At 73.3% G+C, this 22,223-nt stretch carries 21 protein-coding genes; 11 read left to right on the top strand and 10 right to left on the bottom strand.

Going from position 1 to position 22,223, the window contains the following annotated elements; all coding sequences use genetic code 11:
* The first annotated feature begins 134 nt into the window (after window positions 1-134).
* From FHS22_RS04975 to FHS22_RS04965, 3 genes are all read left to right on the top strand, one after another.
* Window positions 135-1,349 carry a cysteine desulfurase family protein gene (locus tag FHS22_RS04975; protein ID WP_338047599.1) on the top strand — a complete coding sequence of 405 codons (1,215 nt, stop codon included), beginning with the start codon at window positions 135-137 and terminating at the stop codon, window positions 1,347-1,349.
* Window positions 1,350-1,374: 25 nt separating this feature from the next.
* Window positions 1,375-1,644 carry a sulfurtransferase TusA family protein gene (locus FHS22_RS04970; protein WP_184938837.1) on the top strand — a complete coding sequence of 90 codons (270 nt, stop codon included), beginning with the start codon at window positions 1,375-1,377 and terminating at the stop codon, window positions 1,642-1,644.
* A 62-nt stretch (window positions 1,645-1,706) separates the two neighbouring features.
* Entirely contained in the window at window positions 1,707-2,129 is a 423-nt protein-coding gene (locus tag FHS22_RS04965; protein WP_184938835.1) for a CBS domain-containing protein, read from the top strand.
* Window positions 2,130-2,185: 56 nt separating this feature from the next.
* Here FHS22_RS04965 and FHS22_RS04960 read toward each other — a convergent pair whose 3' ends face one another.
* Window positions 2,186-3,172 (bottom strand): carbohydrate kinase family protein, encoded by a 987-nt coding sequence (locus tag FHS22_RS04960; RefSeq protein ID WP_184938833.1) that lies wholly within the window; start codon window positions 3,170-3,172, stop codon window positions 2,186-2,188.
* Between the two features lie 154 nt (window positions 3,173-3,326).
* On the bottom strand, window positions 3,327-3,680 hold the full coding sequence (gene erpA / locus FHS22_RS04955) for an iron-sulfur cluster insertion protein ErpA (protein WP_068894270.1): 354 nt from the start codon (window positions 3,678-3,680) through the stop codon (window positions 3,327-3,329).
* Window positions 3,681-3,859: 179 nt separating this feature from the next.
* Between erpA and nadA the strand changes: the two genes are divergently transcribed.
* Window positions 3,860-5,014, top strand: coding sequence for a quinolinate synthase NadA (gene nadA, locus FHS22_RS04950; protein WP_184938831.1), 1,155 nt, complete (start codon window positions 3,860-3,862; stop codon window positions 5,012-5,014).
* A gap of 79 nt (window positions 5,015-5,093) precedes the next feature.
* Here the strand turns inward: nadA and FHS22_RS04945 are convergent, their stop codons facing one another.
* The 3 genes from FHS22_RS04945 to FHS22_RS04935 all read right to left on the bottom strand — a co-directional run bounded on the left by FHS22_RS04945 (window position 5,094) and on the right by FHS22_RS04935 (window position 8,934).
* Window positions 5,094-7,505, bottom strand: a complete 2,412-nt coding sequence (locus tag FHS22_RS04945; protein ID WP_184938829.1) for a serine/threonine protein kinase — start codon at window positions 7,503-7,505, stop codon at window positions 5,094-5,096.
* 320 nt (window positions 7,506-7,825) lie between these two features.
* Window positions 7,826-8,104, bottom strand: a complete 279-nt coding sequence (pspAA, locus tag FHS22_RS04940; RefSeq protein ID WP_184938827.1) for a PspA-associated protein PspAA — start codon at window positions 8,102-8,104, stop codon at window positions 7,826-7,828.
* Window positions 8,101-8,934 (bottom strand): PspA/IM30 family protein, encoded by an 834-nt coding sequence (locus FHS22_RS04935; RefSeq protein WP_184938825.1) that lies wholly within the window; start codon window positions 8,932-8,934, stop codon window positions 8,101-8,103. The genes pspAA and FHS22_RS04935 overlap by 4 nt, the downstream gene beginning before the upstream one ends.
* Before the next feature lie 146 nt (window positions 8,935-9,080).
* Between FHS22_RS04935 and FHS22_RS04930 the strand changes: the two genes are divergently transcribed.
* The gene (locus tag FHS22_RS04930; RefSeq protein WP_184938823.1) at window positions 9,081-9,689 is read left to right on the top strand and encodes a DUF3043 domain-containing protein; all 609 of its coding nucleotides are present in this window, start codon (window positions 9,081-9,083) and stop codon (window positions 9,687-9,689) included.
* 124 nt (window positions 9,690-9,813) lie between these two features.
* Here the strand turns inward: FHS22_RS04930 and FHS22_RS04925 are convergent, their stop codons facing one another.
* On the bottom strand, window positions 9,814-11,133 hold the full coding sequence (locus FHS22_RS04925; protein WP_184938821.1) for an SMI1/KNR4 family protein: 1,320 nt from the start codon (window positions 11,131-11,133) through the stop codon (window positions 9,814-9,816).
* 55 nt (window positions 11,134-11,188) lie between these two features.
* Between FHS22_RS04925 and FHS22_RS04920 the strand changes: the two genes are divergently transcribed.
* Window positions 11,189-12,187, top strand: coding sequence for an aldo/keto reductase family protein (locus tag FHS22_RS04920; RefSeq protein WP_184938819.1), 999 nt, complete (start codon window positions 11,189-11,191; stop codon window positions 12,185-12,187).
* Window positions 12,188-12,262: 75 nt separating this feature from the next.
* On the opposite strand, the gene FHS22_RS04915 is transcribed toward FHS22_RS04920, so the two are convergent.
* Window positions 12,263-12,469, bottom strand: a complete 207-nt coding sequence (locus FHS22_RS04915) for a hypothetical protein (RefSeq protein ID WP_184938817.1) — start codon at window positions 12,467-12,469, stop codon at window positions 12,263-12,265.
* Between the two features lie 153 nt (window positions 12,470-12,622).
* Between FHS22_RS04915 and FHS22_RS04910 the strand changes: the two genes are divergently transcribed.
* Together FHS22_RS04910 and FHS22_RS39550 are read left to right on the top strand one after the other, a co-directional pair.
* Entirely contained in the window at window positions 12,623-13,597 is a 975-nt protein-coding gene (locus FHS22_RS04910) for a bifunctional adenosylcobinamide kinase/adenosylcobinamide-phosphate guanylyltransferase (protein ID WP_184938816.1), read from the top strand.
* Between the two features lie 93 nt (window positions 13,598-13,690).
* Entirely contained in the window at window positions 13,691-14,827 is a 1,137-nt protein-coding gene (locus tag FHS22_RS39550) for an adenosylcobinamide-GDP ribazoletransferase (protein WP_377295557.1), read from the top strand.
* A gap of 93 nt (window positions 14,828-14,920) precedes the next feature.
* Here FHS22_RS39550 and FHS22_RS04900 read toward each other — a convergent pair whose 3' ends face one another.
* The 3 genes from FHS22_RS04900 to FHS22_RS04890 all read right to left on the bottom strand — a co-directional run bounded on the left by FHS22_RS04900 (window position 14,921) and on the right by FHS22_RS04890 (window position 17,378).
* Window positions 14,921-15,844: a CPBP family glutamic-type intramembrane protease gene (locus FHS22_RS04900; protein ID WP_184938815.1), complete on the bottom strand. Its 924-nt coding sequence runs from the start codon at window positions 15,842-15,844 to the stop codon at window positions 14,921-14,923.
* A gap of 173 nt (window positions 15,845-16,017) precedes the next feature.
* Window positions 16,018-17,034: a DUF1648 domain-containing protein gene (locus tag FHS22_RS04895; protein WP_184938814.1), complete on the bottom strand. Its 1,017-nt coding sequence runs from the start codon at window positions 17,032-17,034 to the stop codon at window positions 16,018-16,020.
* Window positions 17,031-17,378: a GntR family transcriptional regulator gene (locus FHS22_RS04890; RefSeq protein WP_184938813.1), complete on the bottom strand. Its 348-nt coding sequence runs from the start codon at window positions 17,376-17,378 to the stop codon at window positions 17,031-17,033. Before FHS22_RS04890 ends, FHS22_RS04895 begins: the two co-directional genes overlap by 4 nt.
* 128 nt (window positions 17,379-17,506) lie before the next feature.
* Here FHS22_RS04890 and FHS22_RS04885 point away from each other — a divergent pair, with 128 nt between their 5' ends.
* From FHS22_RS04885 to sucB, 3 genes are all read left to right on the top strand, one after another.
* Window positions 17,507-18,994, top strand: a complete 1,488-nt coding sequence (locus FHS22_RS04885) for a leucyl aminopeptidase (protein WP_184938811.1) — start codon at window positions 17,507-17,509, stop codon at window positions 18,992-18,994.
* Between the two features lie 155 nt (window positions 18,995-19,149).
* A complete protein-coding gene (lpdA, locus tag FHS22_RS04880) occupies window positions 19,150-20,529 on the top strand; it encodes a dihydrolipoyl dehydrogenase (protein ID WP_184938809.1) in 1,380 nt (459 codons plus the stop codon).
* Window positions 20,530-20,565: 36 nt separating this feature from the next.
* Entirely contained in the window at window positions 20,566-22,035 is a 1,470-nt protein-coding gene (sucB, locus tag FHS22_RS04875) for a 2-oxoglutarate dehydrogenase, E2 component, dihydrolipoamide succinyltransferase (RefSeq protein ID WP_184938807.1), read from the top strand.
* The last annotated feature ends 188 nt before the right edge of the window (window positions 22,036-22,223 follow it).

Below are 22,223 nucleotides of genomic sequence, written 5' to 3'. Positions count from 1 at the left end.
TCTCCTGGGCGGTCGTTTATTCAGGTTCACAGCTTGCAGTTCACAGCTTTACGCTGGGGGACACATTAGCGCGGGCCGCCCCCGCCCTCCCGCGCAGCCCCCGATTGTGTCGCGTATGGTGCGACGATTGGGGCGTGGCGTACTTCGACGCGGCCTCCACCGAGCCGCTGCATCCCCAGGCGCGCGAGGCCCTGATCACGGCGCTCGACGCCGGCTGGGCCGACCCGGCGAGACTGTACGGCCCCGCCCGCCGGGCAAGGATGTTACTGGAACAGGCCCGGGCCGAGGTCGCCGAGGTCCTCGGCTGCCGGCCCGACGAGGTCTCCTTCACCGCCTCCGGCACCCAGGCCGTGCACCTGGGCGTGCTCGGCGCGGCGCGGGGGCGGCGCCGCGCCGGGCGCCGCCTGGTCGTCTCGGCGGTGGAGCACTCCAGCGTGCTGCACGCCGCCCAGGTCCACGAGCGCGACGGCGGCTCGGTGGAGACGGTCGGCGTCGGCCGCACCGGCGTGGTGGACCTGGCCGCGTTCGGCGCGGCGGTGCGCGGCGAGGGCGCGGGGGACCGCGCGGGCGCCACCGGCGGCGGGAACGCGGCGGACGGCCGGGGCGAGGGCGGCGGGGACGCCGGAGGGACGGCCCTGGCCTGCCTGCAGACCGCCAACCACGAGGTCGGCACCCTCCAGCCGGTCGCCGAGGCGGCCGCGCTGTGCGCCGAGGCCGGCGTGCCGCTGCTGGTGGACGCCGCGCAGACGGCGGGCCGGATGCCGCTGCCGGGAGGCTGGTCGGTGCTGGCCGCGAGCGCGCACAAGTGGGGCGGCCCGGCCGGGGTCGGCGTGCTGGCCGTACGCAAGGGCACCCGGTGGCGCGGCCCGCTCCCGGAGGACGAGCGCGAGCGCCGCAGGGTGCCGGGGTTCGAGAACGTGCCCGCGATCGTCGCGGCGGCCGCCGCGCTGCGCGCCGCCGCGGCCGGATCCGAGCGGGAGGGGGCCCGGCTGGCGGCGCTGGTCGACCGGATCAGGGCGGAGGTGCCCCGGCTCGTCCCGGACGTCGAGGTCATCGGCGAGCCCGCCGCCAGGGCGCCGCACATCGTCACCTTCTCCTGCCTGTACGTGGAGGGCGAGGCGCTGCTCGCCGAGCTCGACAAGGCCGGATTCTCCGTATCGTCCGGAAGTTCGTGCACGGCGAGTACGCTTCGTCCATCACATGTCCTGGAGGCCATGGGCGTGCTTACGCACGGGAACGTCCGGGTATCGCTGCCCCGTGGCACCTCCACCGCGGACGTGGACCGCTTCCTCGCCGTCCTCCCGGACATCGTCCGGAGGATCCGGGCGGAGGCGGGCGTAAGATCGTGATCATGATTCGGGGAGTGAGAGCGCGATGACGTCCAGGCACACCGCCGCGGGGCAGGCCGCCCAGACCCCGGCGCTGACCATCGACGCGCTGGGCAGGAAGTGCCCGATCCCCATCATCATGCTCGCCGAGCAGATCAACCACGTCCCGCTGAACGCGGTCGTCGCCGTGCTCGCCGACGACCCGGCGGCCTTCACCGACATCCCCGCGTGGTGCCGTCTGAAGTCGCACCACCACGTGGGCAGCCACGAGCTCCCCCAGGGCGGCTGGTCGATCCACGTGCGCCGCAATTACTGACATGCCGGAAAGTGGGTAGGACCTCCCCCGCAAATCCACCACACGTTTCGGGGGGAAACGGTATGAGCGGAGAAACCGCCAAGGACGTGATGAGCTCCGGCTGCCAGTGCATCGAGTCGGACCAGTCGCTCGAGCGCGCCGCCCAGCTGATGGAGGAGCTGGGCGTCGGGGCGCTGCCGATCTGCGGGCCCGACGACCGGCTGAAGGGCATCATCACCGACCGCGACATCGTCGTGAAGTGCGTGGCGCAGGGCAAGAGCCCGTCCCAGGTCACCGCGGGCGAGCTGGCCACCGGCCTGGTCTGGGTCTCGGCGGACGCCAGCGTCGAGGAGGCTCTCTCCAAGATGGAGCAGAACCAGATCAAGCGGCTTCCGGTGATCGAGGACGGGCGCATCGTCGGCATGATCAGCGAGGCCGACCTGGCCAAGAACCTCTCCGACGACCAGCTGGCCGACTTCGTCCACCGGGTCTACGCGGGAGCCTGATCTCCTCCGCGCGGTGCGGCGAGGAGCGTGGAGTACGGCGGGCCCTGCGGCGGGGGTCAGGCGTGGTGGCAGCGCACGTGCCGGGCCACCTCGGCGGCGGCGTCGGCGCCGTAGGCGGCCGCGAAGCGCTCCAGGAAGACCTTCTGGCCGAGCTCGTACTCCTGGCAGCCGACGCGCTCCAGCACGTGGGTGGCGGTGAGGTTGCCGACCTGGCCGCAGCGCTCCAGGGACAGGCCCCAGGCCAGGCCGGCCAGGAACCCGGAGCGGAAGGCGTCACCGACGCCGGTGGGGTCGGCCTTGCCCAGCTCGGGAGCGGGCGCGACGTGCAGGGAGGGCTCGCCCTTGCGGTCGATCACGGCGCCCTTGGGGCCGAGCGTGGTGATCCGGACGCCGACCCTGCCGAGGACCTCCTCGTCGGACCAGCCGGTCTTCTGCTCGATCAGGCCCTTCTCGTAGTCGTTGCTGAACAGGTAGGCGGCGCCGTCGATCAGCGTGCGGATCTGCTCGCCGGGCATGCGGGCCAGCTGCTGGGAGGGGTCGGCGGCGAACGGGATGCCGCGCTGGCGGGCCTCGTCGGTGTGGCGGAGCATCGCGTCGGGGTCGTTGGGGCTGATCAGCACCAGGTCGAGCCCGCCCACCCGGTCGGCGATCGGCTGCAGCTCGATCAGCCGGGCATCGGCCATCGCGCCGGTGTAGAACGACGCGATCTGGTTGTGCTCCTCGTCGGTCGTGCACAGGAACCGGGCCGTGTGGTACGTCTCGGAGATGTGCACCGAGGCGCAGTCGACGCCGTGACGCTCCAGCCAGGACCGGTAGTCGGCGAAGTCGGTGCCGACCGCGCCGACGAGGATCGGCGACAGGCCCAGGCAGCCCATCCCGAAACTGATGTTGGCCGCGCATCCGCCGCGGCGGACCTGCAGGTCGTCCACGAGGAACGACAGGGAGACCCGGTCGAGCTGGTCGGCGATGAGCTGGTCGCCGAAGCGGCCCGGGAAGGTCATCAGGTGGTCGGTCGCGATTGAGCCGGTGACGGCGATGCGCACGGGATCCTTCTCCTCGTTGTCAGCATCTCGGGAAATGAGCCCCGCAAGAATACGCGACCCGGAGACACGGCAGAGCCCTGCCGCGTGAGGAACATCTCACCCGACAGGGCTTCGTGGCCCGTGCGGCAGGGACGGATCCCGCCTGGCCGACCGCCTAGTTGAACGAGTCGCCGCAGGCGCAGGAGCCCGTGGCGTTCGGGTTGTCGATCGTGAAGCCCTGCTTCTCGATCGTGTCGACGAAGTCGACCGTCGCACCCACGAGGTAGGGAGCGCTCATCCGGTCGGTGACCACGCTGACGCCGTTGAAGTCCGTGACGACGTCGCCGTCCATCGAACGGTCGTCGAAGAAGAGCTGGTAGCGCAGGCCGGAGCAGCCACCGGGCTGCACGGCCACGCGCAGCTGGAGGCCTTCCTCGCCCTGCTGCTCCAGCAGGCTCTTGACCTTGGCTGCGGCCGCATCGCTGAGGATCAGGCCCTGCGCCGTGGTCTCGCTGCTCTCAACCGACATGTGGTGACTCCCGCGTCCGCGTCAGCCGCCCATCCGGAGCGGCTGTCTGTTTTCGACGTCCTTCTTAGACGCTACCAACACCTGTCCACTGCCACACATTCCACGCCCCTCCCCCGGAATAAACGCCGGGGGCCGTGTGTCATCATTAGTCGTCAGTTCGACGATAAGGGGGTGTGGTCGTGACGACCACCGAGACCGGGCTTCCACTCTTCGTCCTCGGCCAGGGCGCCGACGCGCACAGCGAGCGCGGGGTGGACTGCCCCGGGGAGCTGCCGCCCGCCTCCGACCCGGCGCTCGTGGAGCGCGCGCGGCGGGCCAAGGCGGCGCTCGGCGACCGGGTCTTCGTGCTCGGCCACCACTACCAGCGCGACGAGGTCATCCAGTTCGCCGATGTGACCGGCGACTCGTTCAAACTCGCCCGCGAGGCCGCGGCCCGTCCCGGGGCCGAGTACATCGTCTTCTGCGGCGTGCACTTCATGGCCGAGTCCGCCGACATCCTGACGAGCGACGCCCAGCGGGTCGTGCTGCCCGACATGGCGGCCGGCTGCTCGATGGCCGACATGGCCACCTTCGACCAGGTCGAGGAGTGCTGGGAGGCGCTGGAGGACGCCGGGATCGCCGAGGTCACCGTCCCGGTGACCTACATGAACTCCAGCGCCGACATCAAGGCCTTCTGCGGGCGCAACGGCGGCGCCGTGTGCACCTCCTCCAACGCCAGGCGTGCCCTGGACTGGGCGTTCTCCCGCGGGGAGAAGGTCCTGTTCCTGCCCGACCAGCACCTGGGCCGCAACACGGCGGTGCTGGAGATGGGCCTGTCGCTGGACGACTGCGTCGTCTACAACCCGCACCGGCCGAACGGCGGGCTGACCGGGCAGCAGCTGCGCGACGCGAAGATGATCCTGTGGCGGGGGCACTGCTCGGTGCACGGCCGCTTCTCGGCGCAGAACGTCGACGACGTGCGCGCGCGCATCCCGGGCGTCAACGTGCTGGTCCACCCCGAGTGCAGGCACGAGGTCGTCGTCAAGGCCGACCACGTCGGCTCGACCGAGTACATCATCAACAAGCTCCAGGAGGCTCCCGCGGGCTCCTCCTGGGCGGTCGGCACCGAGCTGAACCTCGTCAAGCGGCTCGGGGCCATGTTCCCCGACAAGCACGTGACGTTCCTGGACCGGACCGTCTGCTACTGCTCGACGATGAACCGCATCGACCTGCCGCACCTGGTGTGGGCGCTGGAGTCCCTCGCCGCCGGCCAGGTCGTCAACCAGATCACCGTGGACGCCGACACCACCCACTGGGCCAAGGTCGCCCTGGACCGCATGCTCGCCCTGCCCTGATCCCCCTTCCCGGTCCCGGGACCCGTACGACGACGGCCCCGGCGGGCGCCCGCCGGGGCCGTCGTCGTACGCCCGCGGGTCAGTCCACCCGGGTGTAGCGCATGAACTGGCCGTCGAACTCCTTGGCGACGGGGGTCTCGGCGAGCACCCGCTTCACCTGCCCCTTGAGGTCGATCACAACGGCCTCGTAGCCGGACCCCTTGGACCGCCAGGCCGCGATGTGCCGGTCGTCGTACCAGCCGATGACGCGCTTGGTCACGAACGGGATCCGGGCCGTCGGCTCCCCGTCGGCGGCGGTGGACCAGACGCAGATCTCCTGCTCGGTCCCCTTGCAGTACGTCATGAGCTGCGTGCCGGACGGGTTGAGGTCGTCGCCCTCGACGGTGAGCGGAGTGCCCACGTCCAGCAGGGTCTGCAGCACGACGCCGCTCTGCGGGTCGTAGAAGCGGATGCGCTGCACCTTCCCGTCGATCGCCCAGGTCCCGACCGCCCGGCTGTCGCCCCGCCAGAAGTAGCTCCAGGTGCCGGCGTCCTTCTCCTTCACCTGGATGATCTTCACCTTCTTCGTGGCGATGTCGACGACCGCGAAGCCGTACGGCTTGCTGCTGGTGCTGCCGTTGCCCTCGACCACCTGGTTCAGCGTCACCAGGGCCTTGGTCCCGTCCGGGGACCACTGGGGGAAGGTCGGGTAGACCGGATACTTCGTCGTCTTGATCCGGTCCGCGGAGCCGTCGGCCCGATTGATGATCGAGAGCTGGAAGTAGTTGTCCGCGCTGTACTCCTTGTCGGTGCCGAGCGCCCTGTCGCCCGAGGCGTCCGCCGTGTAGTCGTAGTACTTGTCGTTCTTGGTGAAGTCGTTCCCCCCGTGCTCGCGCACGTAGAGGGCGAAGTCCTTGCCCGCCGGGAGCGTGTAGGAGGTCAGCCTGAGCGGGTCCTCGTCGCTCTCGTGGATCGTGGTCGAGCCGCCCGGGAGCTTGGTCCGCCGGTCCGCCTCCGGCACCGTGGCCGCCGCGGGGGTGGGCGTGCCGGAGGACCGCCCGGCCTGGGGGGTGGGGCTCGGCGAGGGCGTGCCGCCGCCCCGCGTCAGCACCGTGATCCCGACCGCGACGAGCGCGACCACGAGCCCGGCGCCGACGGCGACCCATATCCGGCGCACGCGCCCGCCGGAGGCCTTCGCCGGCTGCGGCGCGGGGTACGGCGAGGCGCCCCGGGACGGGACGGTCGGGTCCGCGTAGGGCTGCTGGGCGAACCCGCCGGGGACCTGCTGCTGCGCGAAGCCCCCCGGACCCGTCTGGTGCGGGGCGTGCCCGTGGGTCCCGGACGGGTAGGGCGCCGGCCCCTGCGGCCCGGACGGGTACGGGGCGCCCGGCCCCGTCTGGTGCGGCGGGTATCCCCCCGGACCGGTCTGGTGCGGGGCGCCCGGCCCCGTCTGGTGCGGCGGGAAACCGCCGGGACCGGTCTGGTGGGGCGGATAGCCGCCCGGACCGGTCTGGTGGGGCGGGTATCCGGCCGGTCCCGGCTGCTGCGCGAAGGCCCCCGGACCCGTCTGGTACGGCGCCGGCCCCTGCGGTCCGGACGGGTAGGGGTACCCCTCGGAACCGGTCTGGGCCGCGGCGGCCAGCCCCTCGGCGAGCATGCCCCGCGGCGAGACGGGTGGCGGCGTGCCCGGCGTGCTCGCGCCGGCGTGGCCGAGCAGGCGCATCAGCGCCTCGCTCGCCGTCGGGCGCCGGGCGGCGTCCTTGGCCAGGCAGACGCCGACCAGTTCGCGCAGGGCCGGGTCGGCGATCGCCGACAGGTCCGGCTCCATGTTCATGATGCGGTTGAAGATCGCCGGAAGGCTGTCGGTGCCGAACGGCGGCTGCCCGGTGGCGGCGAAGACCATCGTGCAGCCCCAGGCGAACATGTCCGCGGCCGGGCCCGCGTTCTCCCCGGCGAGCTGCTCGGGGGTCATGTAGGAGGGGGTGCCGATCGCCGTCGCGGTCAGCGTCGAGGTCCGGTCGAGGGCCTTGGCGATGCCGAAGTCGATGACCCGGGGACCGTCGGGGGCGAGCAGCACGTTGGACGGCTTGAAGTCACGGTGCACGATCCCGGCCTGGTGGATCGCGACGAGCGCGGTGACCGTGCCGATCGCGAGCCGGTGCAGCGCCGAGCCGGTGCGCGGCCCCTCGGTGTTCACGACCGAGTCGAGGGTCGGCCCGTCGATGTACTCGCTGACGATGTACGGCCGGTGGTCCTCCACCCCGGTCTCCAGCACCGCGGCGGTGCAGAACGGCGAGACCTTCTGGGTGGTGCTGACCTCGCGAACGAAACGTTCCAAAGCTTCCTGATCCTGCGCGAGGTCGGCGCGGAGCAGCTTGACCGCGACACGTGCCCCGGCCGGGGACTCACCGAGGTAGACCGTGCCCTGACCGCCCTCGCCGAGGCGGGCGGTGAGCCGGTACTCCCGCACCCTCTCGGGATCCCCGGGCCGCAGGGGCGCAAGATCCGGCATAACGAAACCCTCCGTTTAGGGATTTTTCTGTCCCGTCAGATCTAGCGAGGGTACTGCCGAGTTCGCCCCATCGGGGAATCGCTTCCCCGATGGCGTTTCACCGCGTCCCGAAAAGGGCATCAGCCAGGGCTCGGCCGTCGTCCGCCCCGGTCTGGAGCGGGAAGCCCTCTTCCCCGAGGGCGGAGGGTCGGCGCGGGGACAGAACACAACACCCGCACATCACGACTTGCGTCATATCAACAAAAAACCGACATACAGGCCCGGTCCGGACAGACCAGGCCTGTGCCGTACGGCGCGCGCAGGGAGGAGCCGGCCTCGCCCTATCCGGGGATCAGGCCCTCGTCGCCGAGCATCTCCCGGACCTCCTCCATCGAGGCGTCGGCCGGGGGCAGGATGAGCTCCGAGGGCTCCAGGCTCTCGTCGGGAAGCGCCTTGCCGACGAGCCGGACCTGGTCCAGCAGGGCGTGCAGCCGGGCGCGGAACGCCTCCTCCTCCCCGGCCTCGATCGCGGCCTCCAGCTGCCCGTCCAGGTCGTTGAGGACGACGAGGTCGCCCGCGGCGATCTCGACCTGGCCCTCGCCCATGATGCGAACGATCACTGTCCCTCCCCCGGCTGGCGGTACTGCTGCGTCGGCTGCGACTGCGGCTGCTGGTAGGGCTCCTGGTACGGCTCGGCCTGCGGCTGCTGCTGGGGCTGGCCGGGCGTGATCGCGCTCTGCGGCGCCGGTCCCTGCCCAAGCTCCGCCTTCATCCGGGCGATCTCCAGCTCCACGTCCCGGCCGCCGCCCATGCGGTCGAGCTCCGCCTGGATGTCGTCGCCGCGCGAGCCGCTGAAGTCGTCGAGCGCACCGCTCGCGAGCAGCTCGTCGATGGCGCCGGCCCGCGCCTGCATCTGCGCGGTCTTGTCCTCGGCGCGCTGGATCGCCAGGCCGACGTCGCCCATCTCCTCGGAGATCCCGGAGAAGGCCTCGTTGATCCGCGTCTGCGCCTCGGCGGCCGTGTAAGTGGCCTTGATGGTCTCCTTGCGGGTGCGGAAGGAGTCGACCTTGGCCTGCAGGCGGTGCGAGGCGGTGGTGAGCTTCTCCTCCTCGGCCTGCAGGTTGTCATGCTGCACACGCAGGTCCGCGATCTGGGTCTGCAGGCTGCTGCGGCGGGTCAGCGCCTCGCGGGCCAGGTCCTCGCGGCCGACCCCGAGCGCCTTGCGGCCCTGGTCCTCAAGCTTGCGCGCCTGCGCCTCGATCTGGTTGATCTGCAGCTCGACCCGCTTGCGCGAGGTCGCCACGTCGGCCACGCCCCGGCGCACCTTCTGCAGCAGCTCCAGCTGCCGCTGATAGGAGTAGTCCAGGGTCTCGCGCGGATCCTCCATCTTGTCCAAGGCGTTGTTCGCCTTGGACTTAAAGATCATGGAAAGTCTCTTCATCACGCTCATGCGCGTCGGCCGTCCCCTTCTTCAAATGCGCTCCGGGTCTCCCCAGTGTTTCCGTCTCCCCGGAAAAAGCGGCGGATCCACATGGGTTCACCCTACGCATAACGCACGGGGGCGTCACTAAGTTGCAGTCCCGGTAGGCTGACGTTGTGTTCCGACGTACCCATGCCGCCGCGGACGACGCCCCCGCCACCGCCACCGATCCCAAGCCCGCGGGCAAGGGACGCCCCACCCCCAAGCGCAGGGACGCCGAGGGCCGCCGCCGCCAGCCGGTGAACGCCCCGCAGAACCGCAAGGAGGCCTACAAGCAGCTCCGCGAGCGCCAGGCCTCCGACCGGGCGAAGGCGCGCGAGGGCATGATGCGCGGCGACGAGCGCTACTTCCCGGCACGCGACCGGGGCCCGGCGCGCAGGTTCGCCCGGGACTGGGTCGACTCCCGCCGCCTGGTCAGCCAGTACTTCCTGCCGTTCTCGCTGGTGATCCTGCTGTTCACGTGGATCCCCTTCCCCCCGCAGGTCCAGCGCTACGTCTACGAGGCCGTGATCGTCGTCGGCTGGCCGCTCATGATGGTCGGCGTCCTGTTCACCTCGATCTGGGTGTCCTGGAAGGTCAAGAAGCTCGCGGCCGAGAAGTTCCCCGGCGAGAGCCTCAAGGGCGTCGGCTTCTACGCGGCCATGCGCGCGCTGCAGATCCGCAAGCTGCGCTTCCCGCCGCCCCAGTTCCTCCCCGGCGGCAAGCCCGTCCCGCCGAAGAAGTAGGTCCTCCCGGAAACCCCGCGTCCCTCGGGCGCGGGGTTTCTCCGTCCGGGCGGTCCCGCGGTCCGGTGCCGCGCCGCCCGCCGTACGGCACGGCGCGCCCCGCCCCGCCCCGGCGGCCGGGCCGTCAGCCGTCGGCCACCGTCCAGTCGAGCTCGCCGCCGACGACCACGGGCTTCCAGAACCCGATGGATCCGCCGCGCTCCAGCGCGTCCGCGGTCAGCTTCAGCAGCGCGTGGTAGGAGCGGATCCGCACGCCGCCCGGCGCGAAGTCCATGGACCCCTCGTGGTCGGTGCCGCCGACGTCGCGCCGGACCGAGTCGACCACCAGGTGGTTTCCCAGCCCGTCCGAGCCGACCGGGATCATGCGGCCGTCCCACCAGTCCGAGCGCGGGTCGTCCGCGCCGTCGCCGGCGTCGGTCTCGCACAGCCCCCGCCAGGTGTCGCGGATCGCTCGCACCCCCAGGCTCTCGTTCATGAGGAACCCGAACCCCCAGACCCTGCCGGCGTGAACGGATCCGTTGTGCCGCAGCAGAGAGGCCCGAAGGTCGTCGGGGAAGCGCAGGCCCATCTGCGCCTCGGCGACCGCGATCGTCCGGGCGCGGGCGGGCGGGGCGAGCGTGCGGTGGCTCCCGGGCGCGTTGGCCCTGAGCCACCTCTCGATCCGCGCCCACTGCCGGTTCACCGCCCGGGTCACCCTCGGGTTCACCTTCCGCACCGCCGGGGTCCCCGTCCCCGGCCGGCAGTCCTCGTCGGGCGCGGTGCCGGACGGCTCCGCCGCCTCACCGCGGGCGGCGGCGGAGAGGTCCTCGGCCTGCGGGGCCGAGTCCTCCGGGACGTCGCCGTCCCCGGATGCGGGCGGCGTCCGCTCCACCACCGCGACGCAGAAGGTGCGGAGCATGCCGCCGGCCTCCCTCGTGGGCGGCGTGCAGTCGCGATCGGCGAAGAGGTCCTGCAGGTCCTCCGGGTAGACGTGCTCCTCCGTGTACTCGGGCCCGGTGGCCGTCTCGTCGGAGAAGACCGCCGTCTCCAGCGCCTGGGCGGCGAAGACCAGCACGCACAGCGCGATCGCCGCCGCCCCCCAGCGGACCACGCGGCGGCGGGCCGCCTCGTCCAGCGGCGGTCGCGGCGGCGGGAGCTCCCCCGGCTCGTACGGCGCGGCGGCGTAGCGCGCGAGGTCGGCGTCCGTCGGGATGCCGAGGACCGGGACGGGCGGCCACGGCGCCGCGGCCGCCGCCTCCCGGGACGCCCGCGCACCGGACGCCCGTACCCCGGACGCCTGCGCATCGGAGCCCCGCGGGGCCTCCCCGTTCCCCGCCGCCCCGGACACCGGTCCCGAGGGGGCGGGGCCGCGCCGGAACCTGAGCACCGCCACCGCGACCGCCGCCACCACCACGACGGCCGCGAGCGCGAGCCGTACCCGCCGAGAACCGATCAACCGCAACACGCCGGGCAGAGTATCCCGGATCAGCCCACACCAGGACACCTACTAGGGTCGGAGCATGGAATTCCGTCACCTTGGCCGCAGCGGTCTCATGGTCAGCGAGATCAGCTACGGCAACTGGATCACGCACGGCTCCCAGGTCGAGGAGGACGCCGCCAAGGAATGCGTGAAGGCGGCGCTCGACGAGGGGATCACCACCTTCGACACGGCCGACGTCTACGCCGGCACCAGGGCCGAGGAGGTGCTCGGCCGCGCCCTCAAGGGCGTCCGCCGCGAGTCGCTGGAGATCTTCACCAAGGTCTACTGGCCGACGGGCTCCGGCCCCAACGACCGCGGGCTGTCCCGCAAGCACATCACCGAGTCGGTCAACGGCTCGCTGCGCCGCCTGCAGACCGACTACGTCGACCTCTACCAGGCCCACCGCTTCGACGTGGAGACCCCCCTCGAGGAGACCCTCAAGACCTTCGACGACCTCGTACGGCAGGGCAAGGTCCTCTACGTCGGCGTCAGCGAGTGGAACGCCGAGCAGATCGCCGCCGCCCTGAAGATCGCCGACGAGATGGGCTTCGACCGCCTGGTCTCCAACCAGCCGCAGTACTCCATGCTGTGGCGGGTCATCGAGTCCGAGGTCGTGCCGCTGTGCGAGAAGGAGGGTCTCAGCCAGATCGTCTGGTCCCCGATCGCGCAGGGCGTGCTCACCGGCAAGTACCTGCCCGGCCGGCCGCCGCCCGCCGGCTCCCGGGCCACCGACCCGACCGGGGGCAACTTCATCTCCCGGATGCTCACCGACGACGTGCTCACCCGCGTGCAGGAGCTGAAGCCGATCGCCGCCGACCTCGGCCTCACCATGGCCCAGCTCGCGGTGGCGTGGGTGCTGCAGAACCCGAACGTGGCCTCGGCCATCGTCGGCGCCACCAAGCCCGAGCAGGTCCGCGACAACGTCCGGGCCGCCGGGGTGAAGCTGGACGCCGAGGTGATGAAGAGGATCGACGCCGTGCTGGACCCGATCGTCGAGCGGGACCCGGCCAAGACCGTCAGCCCCGCCAAGCGCCCGTAGCCGGGCCCCGCGGGCTCTCCGGGTCCCTCTCCGCGGAGGGACCCGGACCCTCCCGTCCGGGAGGCCCGGAAGGGGTCATTCGGGACGCAGGGACATCCCCTCGTACTCGGGCCGGTCGTCCTCCAGGAGGGTGACCCTCTCGACTCCGGACTCCAGCAGCTCGCGCCAGTTCTCACCCAGCCAGGACTCCGCGTCGGCCTGGTTCGAGAACGTGTCGCCCTGCAGGACTCCTCCGGTGACCTCGCCACCGTCCGCGTTCTCGTAACGCCAGCGCCACGTCATGCCACACGCCCCTTCTCGCGGGTTCCCGCCACCGCCCTCGACGGCTCAGCGAACCTTACTATCTCCGCGGGCCCCGGACGGGTCCCGCCGGATCATGCTGCCCGCGTTTCGCCTCCTGATCACGCAGGCCCCGGACCGTGCGACCCTTTCAGGGTGAAAGTCCTGTTCGAAGGCACCGCCGGGCCGTACGGCTGGCCCGTCCCGGGGTGCGGCTGCGCCTCCTGCGCCCGCCTGCCCGCCGGCCACCGCCGTCCCGCCAGGATCGCCGTCGACGGCCGGATGCTCCCGCCGGGCGGTTCTGCCGTCACCGCCGCCGACGGGAGCCGCCTGCTCCACGTGGTCCCCGGCCTCCTCCCCGGCGGCGGCGGGGTCTTCGACGTGGTCCTGATGGACGTGCTGGACCGGCCCGAGCGCCTGGGCGAGCTGCGCCGCGAGGGGCTGGCCGGGGAGCGGACCCGCGTCGTGGCGGTGGGGATCGACCACCGGGTGCCGAGCGAGGCGGAACTGGAGCGGCGGCTGGCGCTGTGGGGGGCGCTGGCCGTACCCGACGGGACGGTGCTCGACACCGGCCGGCCCGCGCCCGCCCGGCCCGCGCCGCCGCGCAGGACGCTCCTGCTGGGCGGGTCGCGGTCGGGCAAGTCGGCCGAGGCCGAGCTGCGGCTGCTGGCCGAGCCCGAGGTCGTCTACGTGGCGACCGGCCCGTCCGGCGGCGACGACCCGGAGTGGCTCGCGCGGGTCCGCGGCCACCGGGAGCGCCGCCCCGCGCACTGGGAGACGGCCGAGACCACGGACCTGGCCGGGCTGCTGGGGAGCGCGCGGGCGCCCCTGCTGATCGACGGGCTCGGCACCTGGATCACCGCCGTGTTCGACGAGTGCGGCGCCTGGGAGGGCGGCGCGGCGGCCCGCGAGCGGGTCGAGGCCCGGTGCGACGAGCTGGTGGCCGCGTGGCGGGGGTCGCGCGCGCGGGTGGTGGCCGTCTCCGACGAGGTCGGCCTGGGGGTGGTCCCCGCCACCTCCAGCGGCCGGGCCTTCCGCGACGCCCTGGGCCGGCTGAACCAGCGCCTGGCCGCCGAGTCCGAGGACGTCGCCCTCGTCGTCGCCGGCCGCCTGCTGCCCCTGCCGGTCTGACCGGGCGGGCCCGCGCCGGTCGTCACCGGCCCCGGGCCGCCGCCGGCGGAGGCGTTCACCCGGCCGGACGGCTCCGCACTACGATCACCGCTTGTGCCCGAGACACCGCCCCCGCAGAGCCCGCCGGACGACCCGGACGGCCCGCGGCGACCGCAGGACCCGGACGGCCCGGAGGGGCCGGGCGTCCCGGAGGACCCGCCCGCGCCTTCGCGGCGGCCCGGCGCCCCCGGCCGCCCGTCCACGCTCGCCGACGGGTTCCGGCTGGCGGTGGGCACGCTGACCGTCTTCCCGGTACGGCCGGGCACGGTCGACCGCCGGGCGGGCGGCCGGGCGATGGCGCTCGCCCCGCTGGTGGGGGCGCTGCTCGGCGGGGTCGCGGCGGCCGTGCTCGCGGCCGCGCTCCGGCTCGGGGTCTCCCCGCTGCTCGCCTCGGCGCTGGCCGTGGGCCTGCTGGCGCTGCTCACCCGGGCGCTGCACCTGGACGGGCTGGCCGACCTGGCCGACGGGCTGGGCAGCGGCAGGCCCGCCGACCGGGCGCTGGACGTCATGAAGCGCTCCGACATCGGCCCCTTCGGCGTCGTGACGCTGGTCCTCACGCTGCTGGTCCAGGTGGCGGCGCTGGCGGAGGCCGCGGCGGCGGGAATCGGGCCGCCCGCGCTGGTGACGGCCTGCGTCGCGGGGCGGCTGGCGCTCACCTGGGCCTGCCGCGAGCGCGTGCCCGCCGCCCGGCCCGGCGGGCTGGGCGCCATGGTCGCCGGGACGGTACGGCGCGGACCCGCCCTGGCTTCCACCGCGCTCTCCTTCGCGGGCGTGGCCGCCGTGACGTTCGTGTTCTGCCTCGGCGCCCTCGGCCTGCTCTCCGCTTCCGGCGGCGGCCTCGACCGCCGCTACGCGGACTACTCCCCAGCGGACGGCATCGTCTACGACGGCTCCTACGCCCCTCTCAAGGGGGTGGGGATGAGCCCGGAATACGCGGGCGCGCTGGAGGTCTCCTTCGCCGAAGGCACTCTCCGCCTGTCCGGGGCACCGCTCCTCGCCCTCCCCGCGGTGGTGACGGTCCTGCCGGCGGTGGCGGCGGTCCTGCCGGCGGTGGCGGTGGGCCTGGCGGCCGCGTGGGCGCTGCGGCGCAGGGCGGTGCGGCGGCTGGGCGGGATCACCGGGGACGTGCTCGGCGCGCTCGTCGAGACCGCCGCGACCGCGGCCCTGGTGACGTGCGCGATCCTGTCCTGACGGTGACGGGGCCTCGGGCCGGGCTCCTGCGGGGTCCCGCCGCGTCCCGAGGGCGTCCGTGGAGACCCGGCGGTCTGGCCGGGCGGGGCGCGCTCAGACGGAGACCGGGGCGGGCCGCCGTACCGGCCATCGGGCGAGCAGCGCGGCGGAGAGCGCCGCGAGCAGCGCCGAGCCGGTCAGGCCGGTGATCCCGGCGACCGCGAGGTCCGGCGGGGCCGCGGCGTCGCCCACGAGCAGGACGAGACCGGCCGAGGCGTTCAGCGCGCCGTGGCCGACGACCGCGGGCCAGACGCTGTCCGTGCGCAGCCGGAGCCAGCCGAGCAGGGCCCCGTAGGCCACGCAGAAGATGACGAACATGGGCGCGGCCCAGGCTCCCAGGTCGGGGTAGTTGTAGCCGAGCAGGGTGAGCGGGGCGTGCCAGGCCCCCCAGATCACGCCGGACAGCAGCAGCGCCCGCGCGGTGCCCAGCGGCATCAGGCGCGGCAGCAGCCAGCCCCGCCAGCCCCACTCCTCGCCGAACGCCGCCACCGAGTTGACCAGCGGTGCGACCGTCATCGCCGCGGCGGCCTGTGCTGCGACCAGGGTCGCGGGGTCGGCCGGGAGCCCCTGCCCCGGTGCGGACTGCTCCAGGGTCCGGCGGTACAGGCTGAGCCCGTCGAGGTCCAGGGCGAGCAGGCCGAGGGCGGCGCTGAGCGCGATCGCCGCGGCGGTCAGCAGCGGGGTGCCCAGCCAGGCGAGTGCGGAGAGGGCCAGGGTGCGGCGCCGGTTCCCGCCCAGTCCCAGTCCGGTCCGCCCGGCCCACTCGCGCCAGGCGGTGCCGGGGGCTCCGTGCCGCCCGGCGTGCAGCCGTACGGCCAGTACGCCGAGCGCCGGGGTGGACATCATCGCCACGCTGATCGCGGCGGCGGGCGGGGAACCGAGGGAGACGCTCCCCAGCCAGAAGGGGAGCGCGAACAACCAGGACAGGCCGTACGCGACGAGCAGGAACAACCAGAGATCCGTGGAACGTCGTGGCACAGTGCCGCCTTTCGCGGGTCGGGGGCGCACCGGGCCCGCCCGGGGCGGGGCGGGGGCCGGAGAACAGGGGGTGGGTGCCGGGATCGGGAGCCGGCGAGGGGCCGGAGGACGGCGGGACGGGGGCCCGGCGGCGGAGTGCGGGTCGGCCGGGAGGCAGGGCTCGTGGCGGCGGGTCACGAGCCGGTGGTCTCGGCGATGTAGGCGTTCAGCAGGGCCGCGCCGCGCTCGGCGTCGTCGGCGGAGACGGCGAACTCCCCTCCCCCGGTGCGGCGGACGACCAGGTGGTCGCCGCCGCGCAGCATGAGCGTCGTCCGGCCTGTGCCGGGGATGCCGCGCACGCCCCACCCGCCGACCTCGGCCGGGGTGAGCCTCTCCGCCCAGGCCGACTCGATCGCGCCGATGGGGGTACGGCGGGCGGGCCGGCCCCACGGGCCGAACCCGACGCGCAGTCCCTCCGCGTCGGTCCTGACCTGGACCGTGGCCGTGGCCAGCCCGAGCAGTGTCAGGGGGACGGCGACGGCGAGGCTCATCCACGCGGCGGAGGCCCCTACCATGCCCATGGCGGCGAACCCGCAGACGACCGCCGCCGACAGCAGGGACACCGTGGTCAGCCCGGCCAGCCACGGGTTGGAGACGCGGCTCACCCAGACCGCCCGCTGCCCGGGCCGCAGCCGCATGACCGGCGTCTCGCGGGAACGGGCCGGGGCGACGTCGGGCCCGCCCCGGCCGAGGTAGCCCGCGAGCACGCCCGCCCCGGCGCTCGCGGCGAGCACGGCGACGATCTGCCAGCCGGGCAGGAGCGCCTCACGCCAGGTGGCGGCGTCGAGGTTGGCCGCGAGCGTCACGCCGTGCATGCCCAGCGTGAACACGGCCCCGCCGAAGAGGAGGCCCCACCAGTGCACGCGGGACAGCCGCCCGCGCAGGATCGCGCCGTGCAGAGCGGCACCGAGCAGAGCGGCCCAGGTGGCACCCCAGAAGATCAGGACGAAGGCGAGGCTTCCGGCGAAGGAGGCGTTCCCGTCGGGGAGGGATCCGCCGCTCCAGTGGGTGGCCAGCGGGTCGGGGAGGCGGTCGCGGAGCGCGAGCGGCACGACGGCCAGGACCGCGGTGACGAGCGCGCCCCAGAGTCCCGCGACGGTGATCGCGCGGCTCTTCGAGGGGAGGGACTTCGAGGGGAGGGACGAGGTCATGAGAGCTCCCTGATGATGTGGATCACTTCTTCCGGGCCGTAGCCGTACCGGTCGGCCTCGGCGAGCAGTTCGCGCGCCGCCTCCACCAGCACCGCGCGGGCGTCGGGGCGGCTGAGCACGCTGACGCCCCGGCCGCGGCGGAACTCCAGCAGTCCCTCGTCCCGCAGCTCGCGCAGCGCGCGCAGCACCGTGTTGGCGTTGATGCCGAGCGCGTCCGCCAGGTCCCTGGCGGGCGGGAGGCGGTCCCCGGGCGTGTAGGAGCCGTCGGCGATGGCGCGGCGGATCGCCCCGGCGACCTGTTCGTGCAGCGGGCGGGGATCGTTCAGATCGAGAGTGAGCAACATGGTGATATCGACAGTAGCACTATACGGAGAATGAAGCTAACTGAATTGGCACCATTTTCTTGATTACCGATAGGTAGGATGAACCCCCGTTTACGCGAAGGCCCGAAGCAGGACTAGCATCTGCGGATGTGACCACTGTGCGGCTGAACCCAAGTGACAACGTCGTCTCTTTCGACACCGATGCGCTGGTCGTCGGAGTCCACACCGGCCCGGACGGCCTGCGGGCCGCTCCCGGTGCCGAGGGGCTCGACGAGGCGCTCGGCGGCAGGCTGGCCGCGACCCTCGACGCCGTGGGCGTCAAGGGCAAGCCCGGCGAGATCGCCAAGGTGCCGACCTTCGGCGCGCTGACCGCCCCGCTCCTCGTCGTCGTCGGCCTCGGCGACGCGCCCGAGGGCGAATACGACCCGGAGACCCTCCGCCGCGCCGCGGGCGTCGCCGCCCGCGCCCTGGCCGGGACCGCCCGCGTCGCGCTCGCCCTGCCCGCCGCCTCCGCGGAGCAGGCCGGCGCCCTGGCCCTGGGCGGCCTGCTCGGCGCCTACTCCTTCACCGCCTACCGGACCGGCGGGCAGCAGACCGCCCCGGCGGGCGAGATCACCGTGCTGAGCGGCGCCGCGGGCGCCGACGCCGCCGTCGAGCGCGCCGCCACCGTCGCCGCCTCGGTCCACCTCGTCCGCGACCTGGTCAACACCCCGCCGTCGGACCTGTGGCCGGCCCGCTTCGCCGAGATCGCCGAGCAGACCGGCGCCGAGGCCGGCCTCTCGGTCGAGGTCCTCGACGAGAAGGCCCTCAAGGAGGGCGGCTACGGCGGCATCGTCGCCGTCGGCCAGGGCTCGGTCAACCCGCCGCGCCTGGTCCGCCTGGCCTACAGCCACCCGGAGGCGGCCAAGACCGTCGCGTTCGTCGGCAAGGGCATCACCTTCGACTCGGGCGGCCTGTCCCTCAAGCCGACCTCCTCGATGGACTGGATGAAGTCCGACATGGGCGGCGCGGGCGCGGTCTTCGGCGCGCTCGTCGCCATCGCCCGGCTGGGCCTGAAGGTCAACGCGGTCGGCTACCTCTGCCTGGCGGAGAACATGCCGAGCGGCACCGCGCAGCGCCCCTCCGACGTGTTCACCAGCCTCGCGGGCAAGACCGTCGAGGTGCTCGACACCGACGCCGAGGGCCGCCTGGTCCTGATCGACGGCATCGCCCGCGCCGGCCAGGACGATCCGGACCTGATCGTGGACATCGCCACGCTCACCGGCGCGCAGATCGTCGCGCTCGGCTGGCGCACGGCGGGCGTCATGGCCAACGACGACGCGCTCCGCGAGGAGGTCGTCGCGGTCGCCGGAGAGCAGGGCGAGAACGCCTGGGGCATGCCCCTGCCCGAGGAGCTCCGCAAGGGCCTGGACTCCTCCGTGGCCGACATCGCCAACCTGAACCCCGACCGCTTCGGCGGCATGCTCAGCGCGGGCGTCTTCCTGCGCGAGTTCGTGCCGGACGGCGTCAAGTGGGCGCACATCGACATGGCCGGCCCCGCCTTCAACAAGGGCGAGGCGCACGGCTACACGCCCAAGGGCGGGACCGGCGCGATCACCCGGACCCTCGTCGGCATCGCCGAGCGCTACTCGGGATAACCGGTCCCGCCCTGTCCCGCACACCGTGCGGGACAGGGCGTTCCGCCCCGCGCGAGCGGGGCACCAACGACAACGACAAGTGAAAAGATGCGGTTGCCGGGGCCGGGCCGACGGCGGGTCCCCGGCGGCATACCGATCCGACAAGGAGCATTCCTGTGGCTGATGGCAGTGGCCCCTACGACATCGTCGTCCTGGGCGGAGGTAGCGGTGGCTACGCCTGCGCCCTGCGGGCGGCCGAGCTGGGCAAGTCCGTCGCGCTGATCGAGCGGGACAAGATCGGCGGCACGTGCCTGCACCGGGGATGCATCCCCACCAAGGCCCTCCTGCACTCGGCCGAGGTGGCCGACGAGACGCGGGAGAGCGCGACCTACGGCGTCAAGGCCCGGTTCGAGGGCATCGACGTCCCCGCCGTGCACGCGTTCAAGGACAAGATCGTCACCCGCGCCTGGAAGGGCGTGCAGGGCCTGCTCAAGAGCAAGGGCATCACGATCGTCGAGGGCGAGGGCCGCCTGGTGGGCCCGACCCGGATCGCCGTGGGCGACGACGTCTACGAGGGCCGCACCATCGTGCTGGCCACGGGCTCCGCGCCCAGGTCGCTGCCCGGCCTGGAGATCGACGGCGAGCGGATCATCACCAGCGAGCACGCGCTCAAGCTGGACCGCGTGCCCTCCTCGGTGGTCGTCCTCGGCGGCGGCGTCATCGGTGTGGAGTTCGCCAGCGTCTGGCGGTCCTTCGGCGCCGAGGTGACGATCGTCGAGGCCCTGCCGCACCTGCTCCCGCTGGAGGAGGAGTCCAGCTCCAAGCTGCTGGAGCGGGCCTTCCGCCGCCGCGGCATCAAGCAGGAGCTCGGCGTCTTCTTCGAGGGCGTCAAGAGCACCGACACCGGCGTGGTCGTCAGCCTCGCCAACGGCAAGACCATCGACGCCGAGCTGTTGCTCGTCGCCGTCGGCCGCGGCGCGGTCTCGTCCGGCATGGGCTTCGAGGAGGCGGGCATCGCGATCGAGCGCGGCACCGTCGTGGTCGACGAGCACTGCCAGACCAGCGTGCCGGGCGTCTACGCGGTCGGCGACCTGATCCCGACCCTGCAGCTGGCCCACGCGGGCTTCGCCGAGGGCATCATGGTGGCCGAGCACATCGCCGGCCTCAACCCGCCCGCGATCGACTACGACGGCGTGCCGCGGATCACCTACTCCGACCCCGAGGTCGCCTCGGTCGGCATCACCTCCGCCCAGGCGCGCGAGAAGGGCTACGAGATCGTCGAGATGACCTACGACCTCGCGGGCAACCCCAAGAGCCAGATCCTGGGGACGCAGGGCGCGGTCAAGGTCATCGCCCAGAAGGACGGGCCGGTGCTCGGCGTGCACATGGTGGGCCGCCGCATCGGCGAGCTCGTCACCGAGGGCCAGCTGATCTACAACTGGGAGGCGCTGCCCTCCGAGGTCGCCCAGCTCATCCACGCCCACCCGACCCAGTCCGAGGCCGTCGGCGAGGCGATGCTCGCCCTGGCCGGCAAGCCGCTGCACGTCCACAACTAGCCGTAGCCCTCACTCGAAAGCGCGAGAGAAGACACCATGCCGAAGTCCGTACAGATGCCCCAGCTCGGCGAGAGCGTCACCGAGGGCACCGTCACCCGCTGGCTGAAGAAGGAGGGCGAGCGCGTCGAGGCCGACGAGCCGCTCCTCGAGGTCTCCACCGACAAGGTCGACACCGAGATCCCGTCGCCGGCGGCGGGCATCCTCACGAAGATCATCGTTGCCGAGGACGAGACCGTCGAGGTCGGCACCGAGCTCGCCCTCATCGACGAGAACGCCACCGAGGGCGCCGCGGCCCCGGCCCAGGAGGCCCCGGCCCCCGCCGCCCCGGCCCCGGCCCCGGCCCCGGCTCCCGAGCCCGCCCCCGCCCCGATCTCCTCGATCCCGCAGCCGGCCCCCGCCCCGGCCCCGCAGGCGCCCGCGCCGCAGGCCCCGGCCCCGGCCCCGGCGCCGGCCTTCCAGACGCCTCCGCCCGCCCCGGCTCCCGCCCCCGCCCCTGCTCCGCAGCAGGCCGCTCCGGCCTCCGCTCCGGCCTCCGAGAGCCCGTACGTCACGCCGCTGGTCCGCAAGCTCGCCGGCGAGCACAACGTGGACCTGGACAGCCTGAACGGCACCGGCGTCGGCGGCCGCATCCGCAAGCAGGACGTGCTGGAGGCCGCGCGCGCCCAGCGCGAGCGGGCCGCCGCCCCGGCTCCGGCCGCGGCTCCCGCCCCGCAGGCCGCCGCTCCGGCGCAGGCCCAGGCCCCCGCTCCGGCCCCCGAGCCGGTCGCGGTGGACACCACCCTGCGCGGCCGTACCGAGAAGATGTCCCGCCTGCGCCAGACCATCGCCAAGCGCATGGTCGAGTCGCTCCAGGTCTCGGCGCAGCTCACCACGGTGGTCGAGGTCGACGTCACGAAGATCGCGCGTCTGCGCGACCGGGCCAAGGCCGAGTTCCAGCGGCGTGAGGGCGTCAAGCTCTCGTTCATGCCGTTCTTCGCCCTGGCCACCGTCGAGGCGCTCAAGCAGCACCCGAAGCTGAACGCCACGATCAACAACGAGACCAACGAGGTCACCTACTTCGACGCCGAGCACCTCGGCTTCGCGACGGACACCGAGCGCGGCCTGCTCGTCCCGGTGATCAAGGACGCGGGCGACCTCAACATCGCCGGTCTCGCCCGCAAGATCGCCGACCTGGCCGAGCGCACCCGGGCCAACAAGGTGAGCCCCGACGAGATCACCGGCGGCACCTTCACGCTGACCAACACCGGCAGCCGCGGCGCCCTGTTCGACACGCCGATCCTCAACCAGCCGCAGGTCGGCATGCTGGGCACCGGCGCGGTCGTCAAGCGCCCGGTCGTCGTGGACACCCCCGAGGGCGAGGTCATCGCCGTCCGCTCGATGGTGTACCTCGCGCTCAGCTACGACCACCGCCTGGTCGACGGCGCCGACGCCGCCCGCTTCCTGACGACGGTCAAGCGCCGCCTGGAGGAGGGCCGCTTCGAGAACCAGCTGGGCCTCAACGCCTAGTCTCCGCTCGAAGGCCTCGAAGGCCTCGAAGGCCTCGAAGGCACCGCCTCCGCCCGGAGGCACCGGGCCGGTCCGCGTCACGCGGACCGGCCCGTTCCCTTCCCACGTGCTTCCCCGCCGGGCCCGCGCAGTGGAACCACAGCGGCACCGCAGCGGGCCGCAGCGGGCCGCAGCGGAGCCGCGGGGGC

The organism is Thiemannella venezuelensis (assembly GCF_014203605.1).
GTDB lineage: Bacteria > Actinomycetota > Actinomycetes > Streptosporangiales > Streptosporangiaceae > Planomonospora_A > Planomonospora_A venezuelensis.
This window is presented reverse-complemented; position numbering and strand designations above follow the sequence as displayed.

What these genes read in the sequence shown, in the direction of transcription:
- FHS22_RS04970 (WP_184938837.1), top strand. Translation starts at nt 1,375, where the DNA reads ATGACGTCCAGGCACACCGCCGCGGGGCAGGCCGCCCAGACCCCGGCG.
- FHS22_RS04965 (WP_184938835.1), top strand. Translation starts at nt 1,707, where the DNA reads ATGAGCGGAGAAACCGCCAAGGACGTGATGAGCTCCGGCTGCCAGTGC.
- erpA (WP_068894270.1), bottom strand. Translation starts at nt 3,680, where the DNA reads ATGTCGGTTGAGAGCAGCGAGACCACGGCGCAGGGCCTGATCCTCAGC.
- FHS22_RS04945 (WP_184938829.1), bottom strand. Translation starts at nt 7,505, where the DNA reads ATGCCGGATCTTGCGCCCCTGCGGCCCGGGGATCCCGAGAGGGTGCGG.
- FHS22_RS04935 (WP_184938825.1), bottom strand. Translation starts at nt 8,934, where the DNA reads ATGAGCGTGATGAAGAGACTTTCCATGATCTTTAAGTCCAAGGCGAAC.
- FHS22_RS04920 (WP_184938819.1), top strand. Translation starts at nt 11,189, where the DNA reads ATGGAATTCCGTCACCTTGGCCGCAGCGGTCTCATGGTCAGCGAGATC.
- FHS22_RS04915 (WP_184938817.1), bottom strand. Translation starts at nt 12,469, where the DNA reads ATGACGTGGCGCTGGCGTTACGAGAACGCGGACGGTGGCGAGGTCACC.
- FHS22_RS04895 (WP_184938814.1), bottom strand. Translation starts at nt 17,034, where the DNA reads ATGACCTCGTCCCTCCCCTCGAAGTCCCTCCCCTCGAAGAGCCGCGCG.
- FHS22_RS04890 (WP_184938813.1), bottom strand. Translation starts at nt 17,378, where the DNA reads ATGTTGCTCACTCTCGATCTGAACGATCCCCGCCCGCTGCACGAACAG.
- sucB (WP_184938807.1), top strand. Translation starts at nt 20,566, where the DNA reads ATGCCGAAGTCCGTACAGATGCCCCAGCTCGGCGAGAGCGTCACCGAG.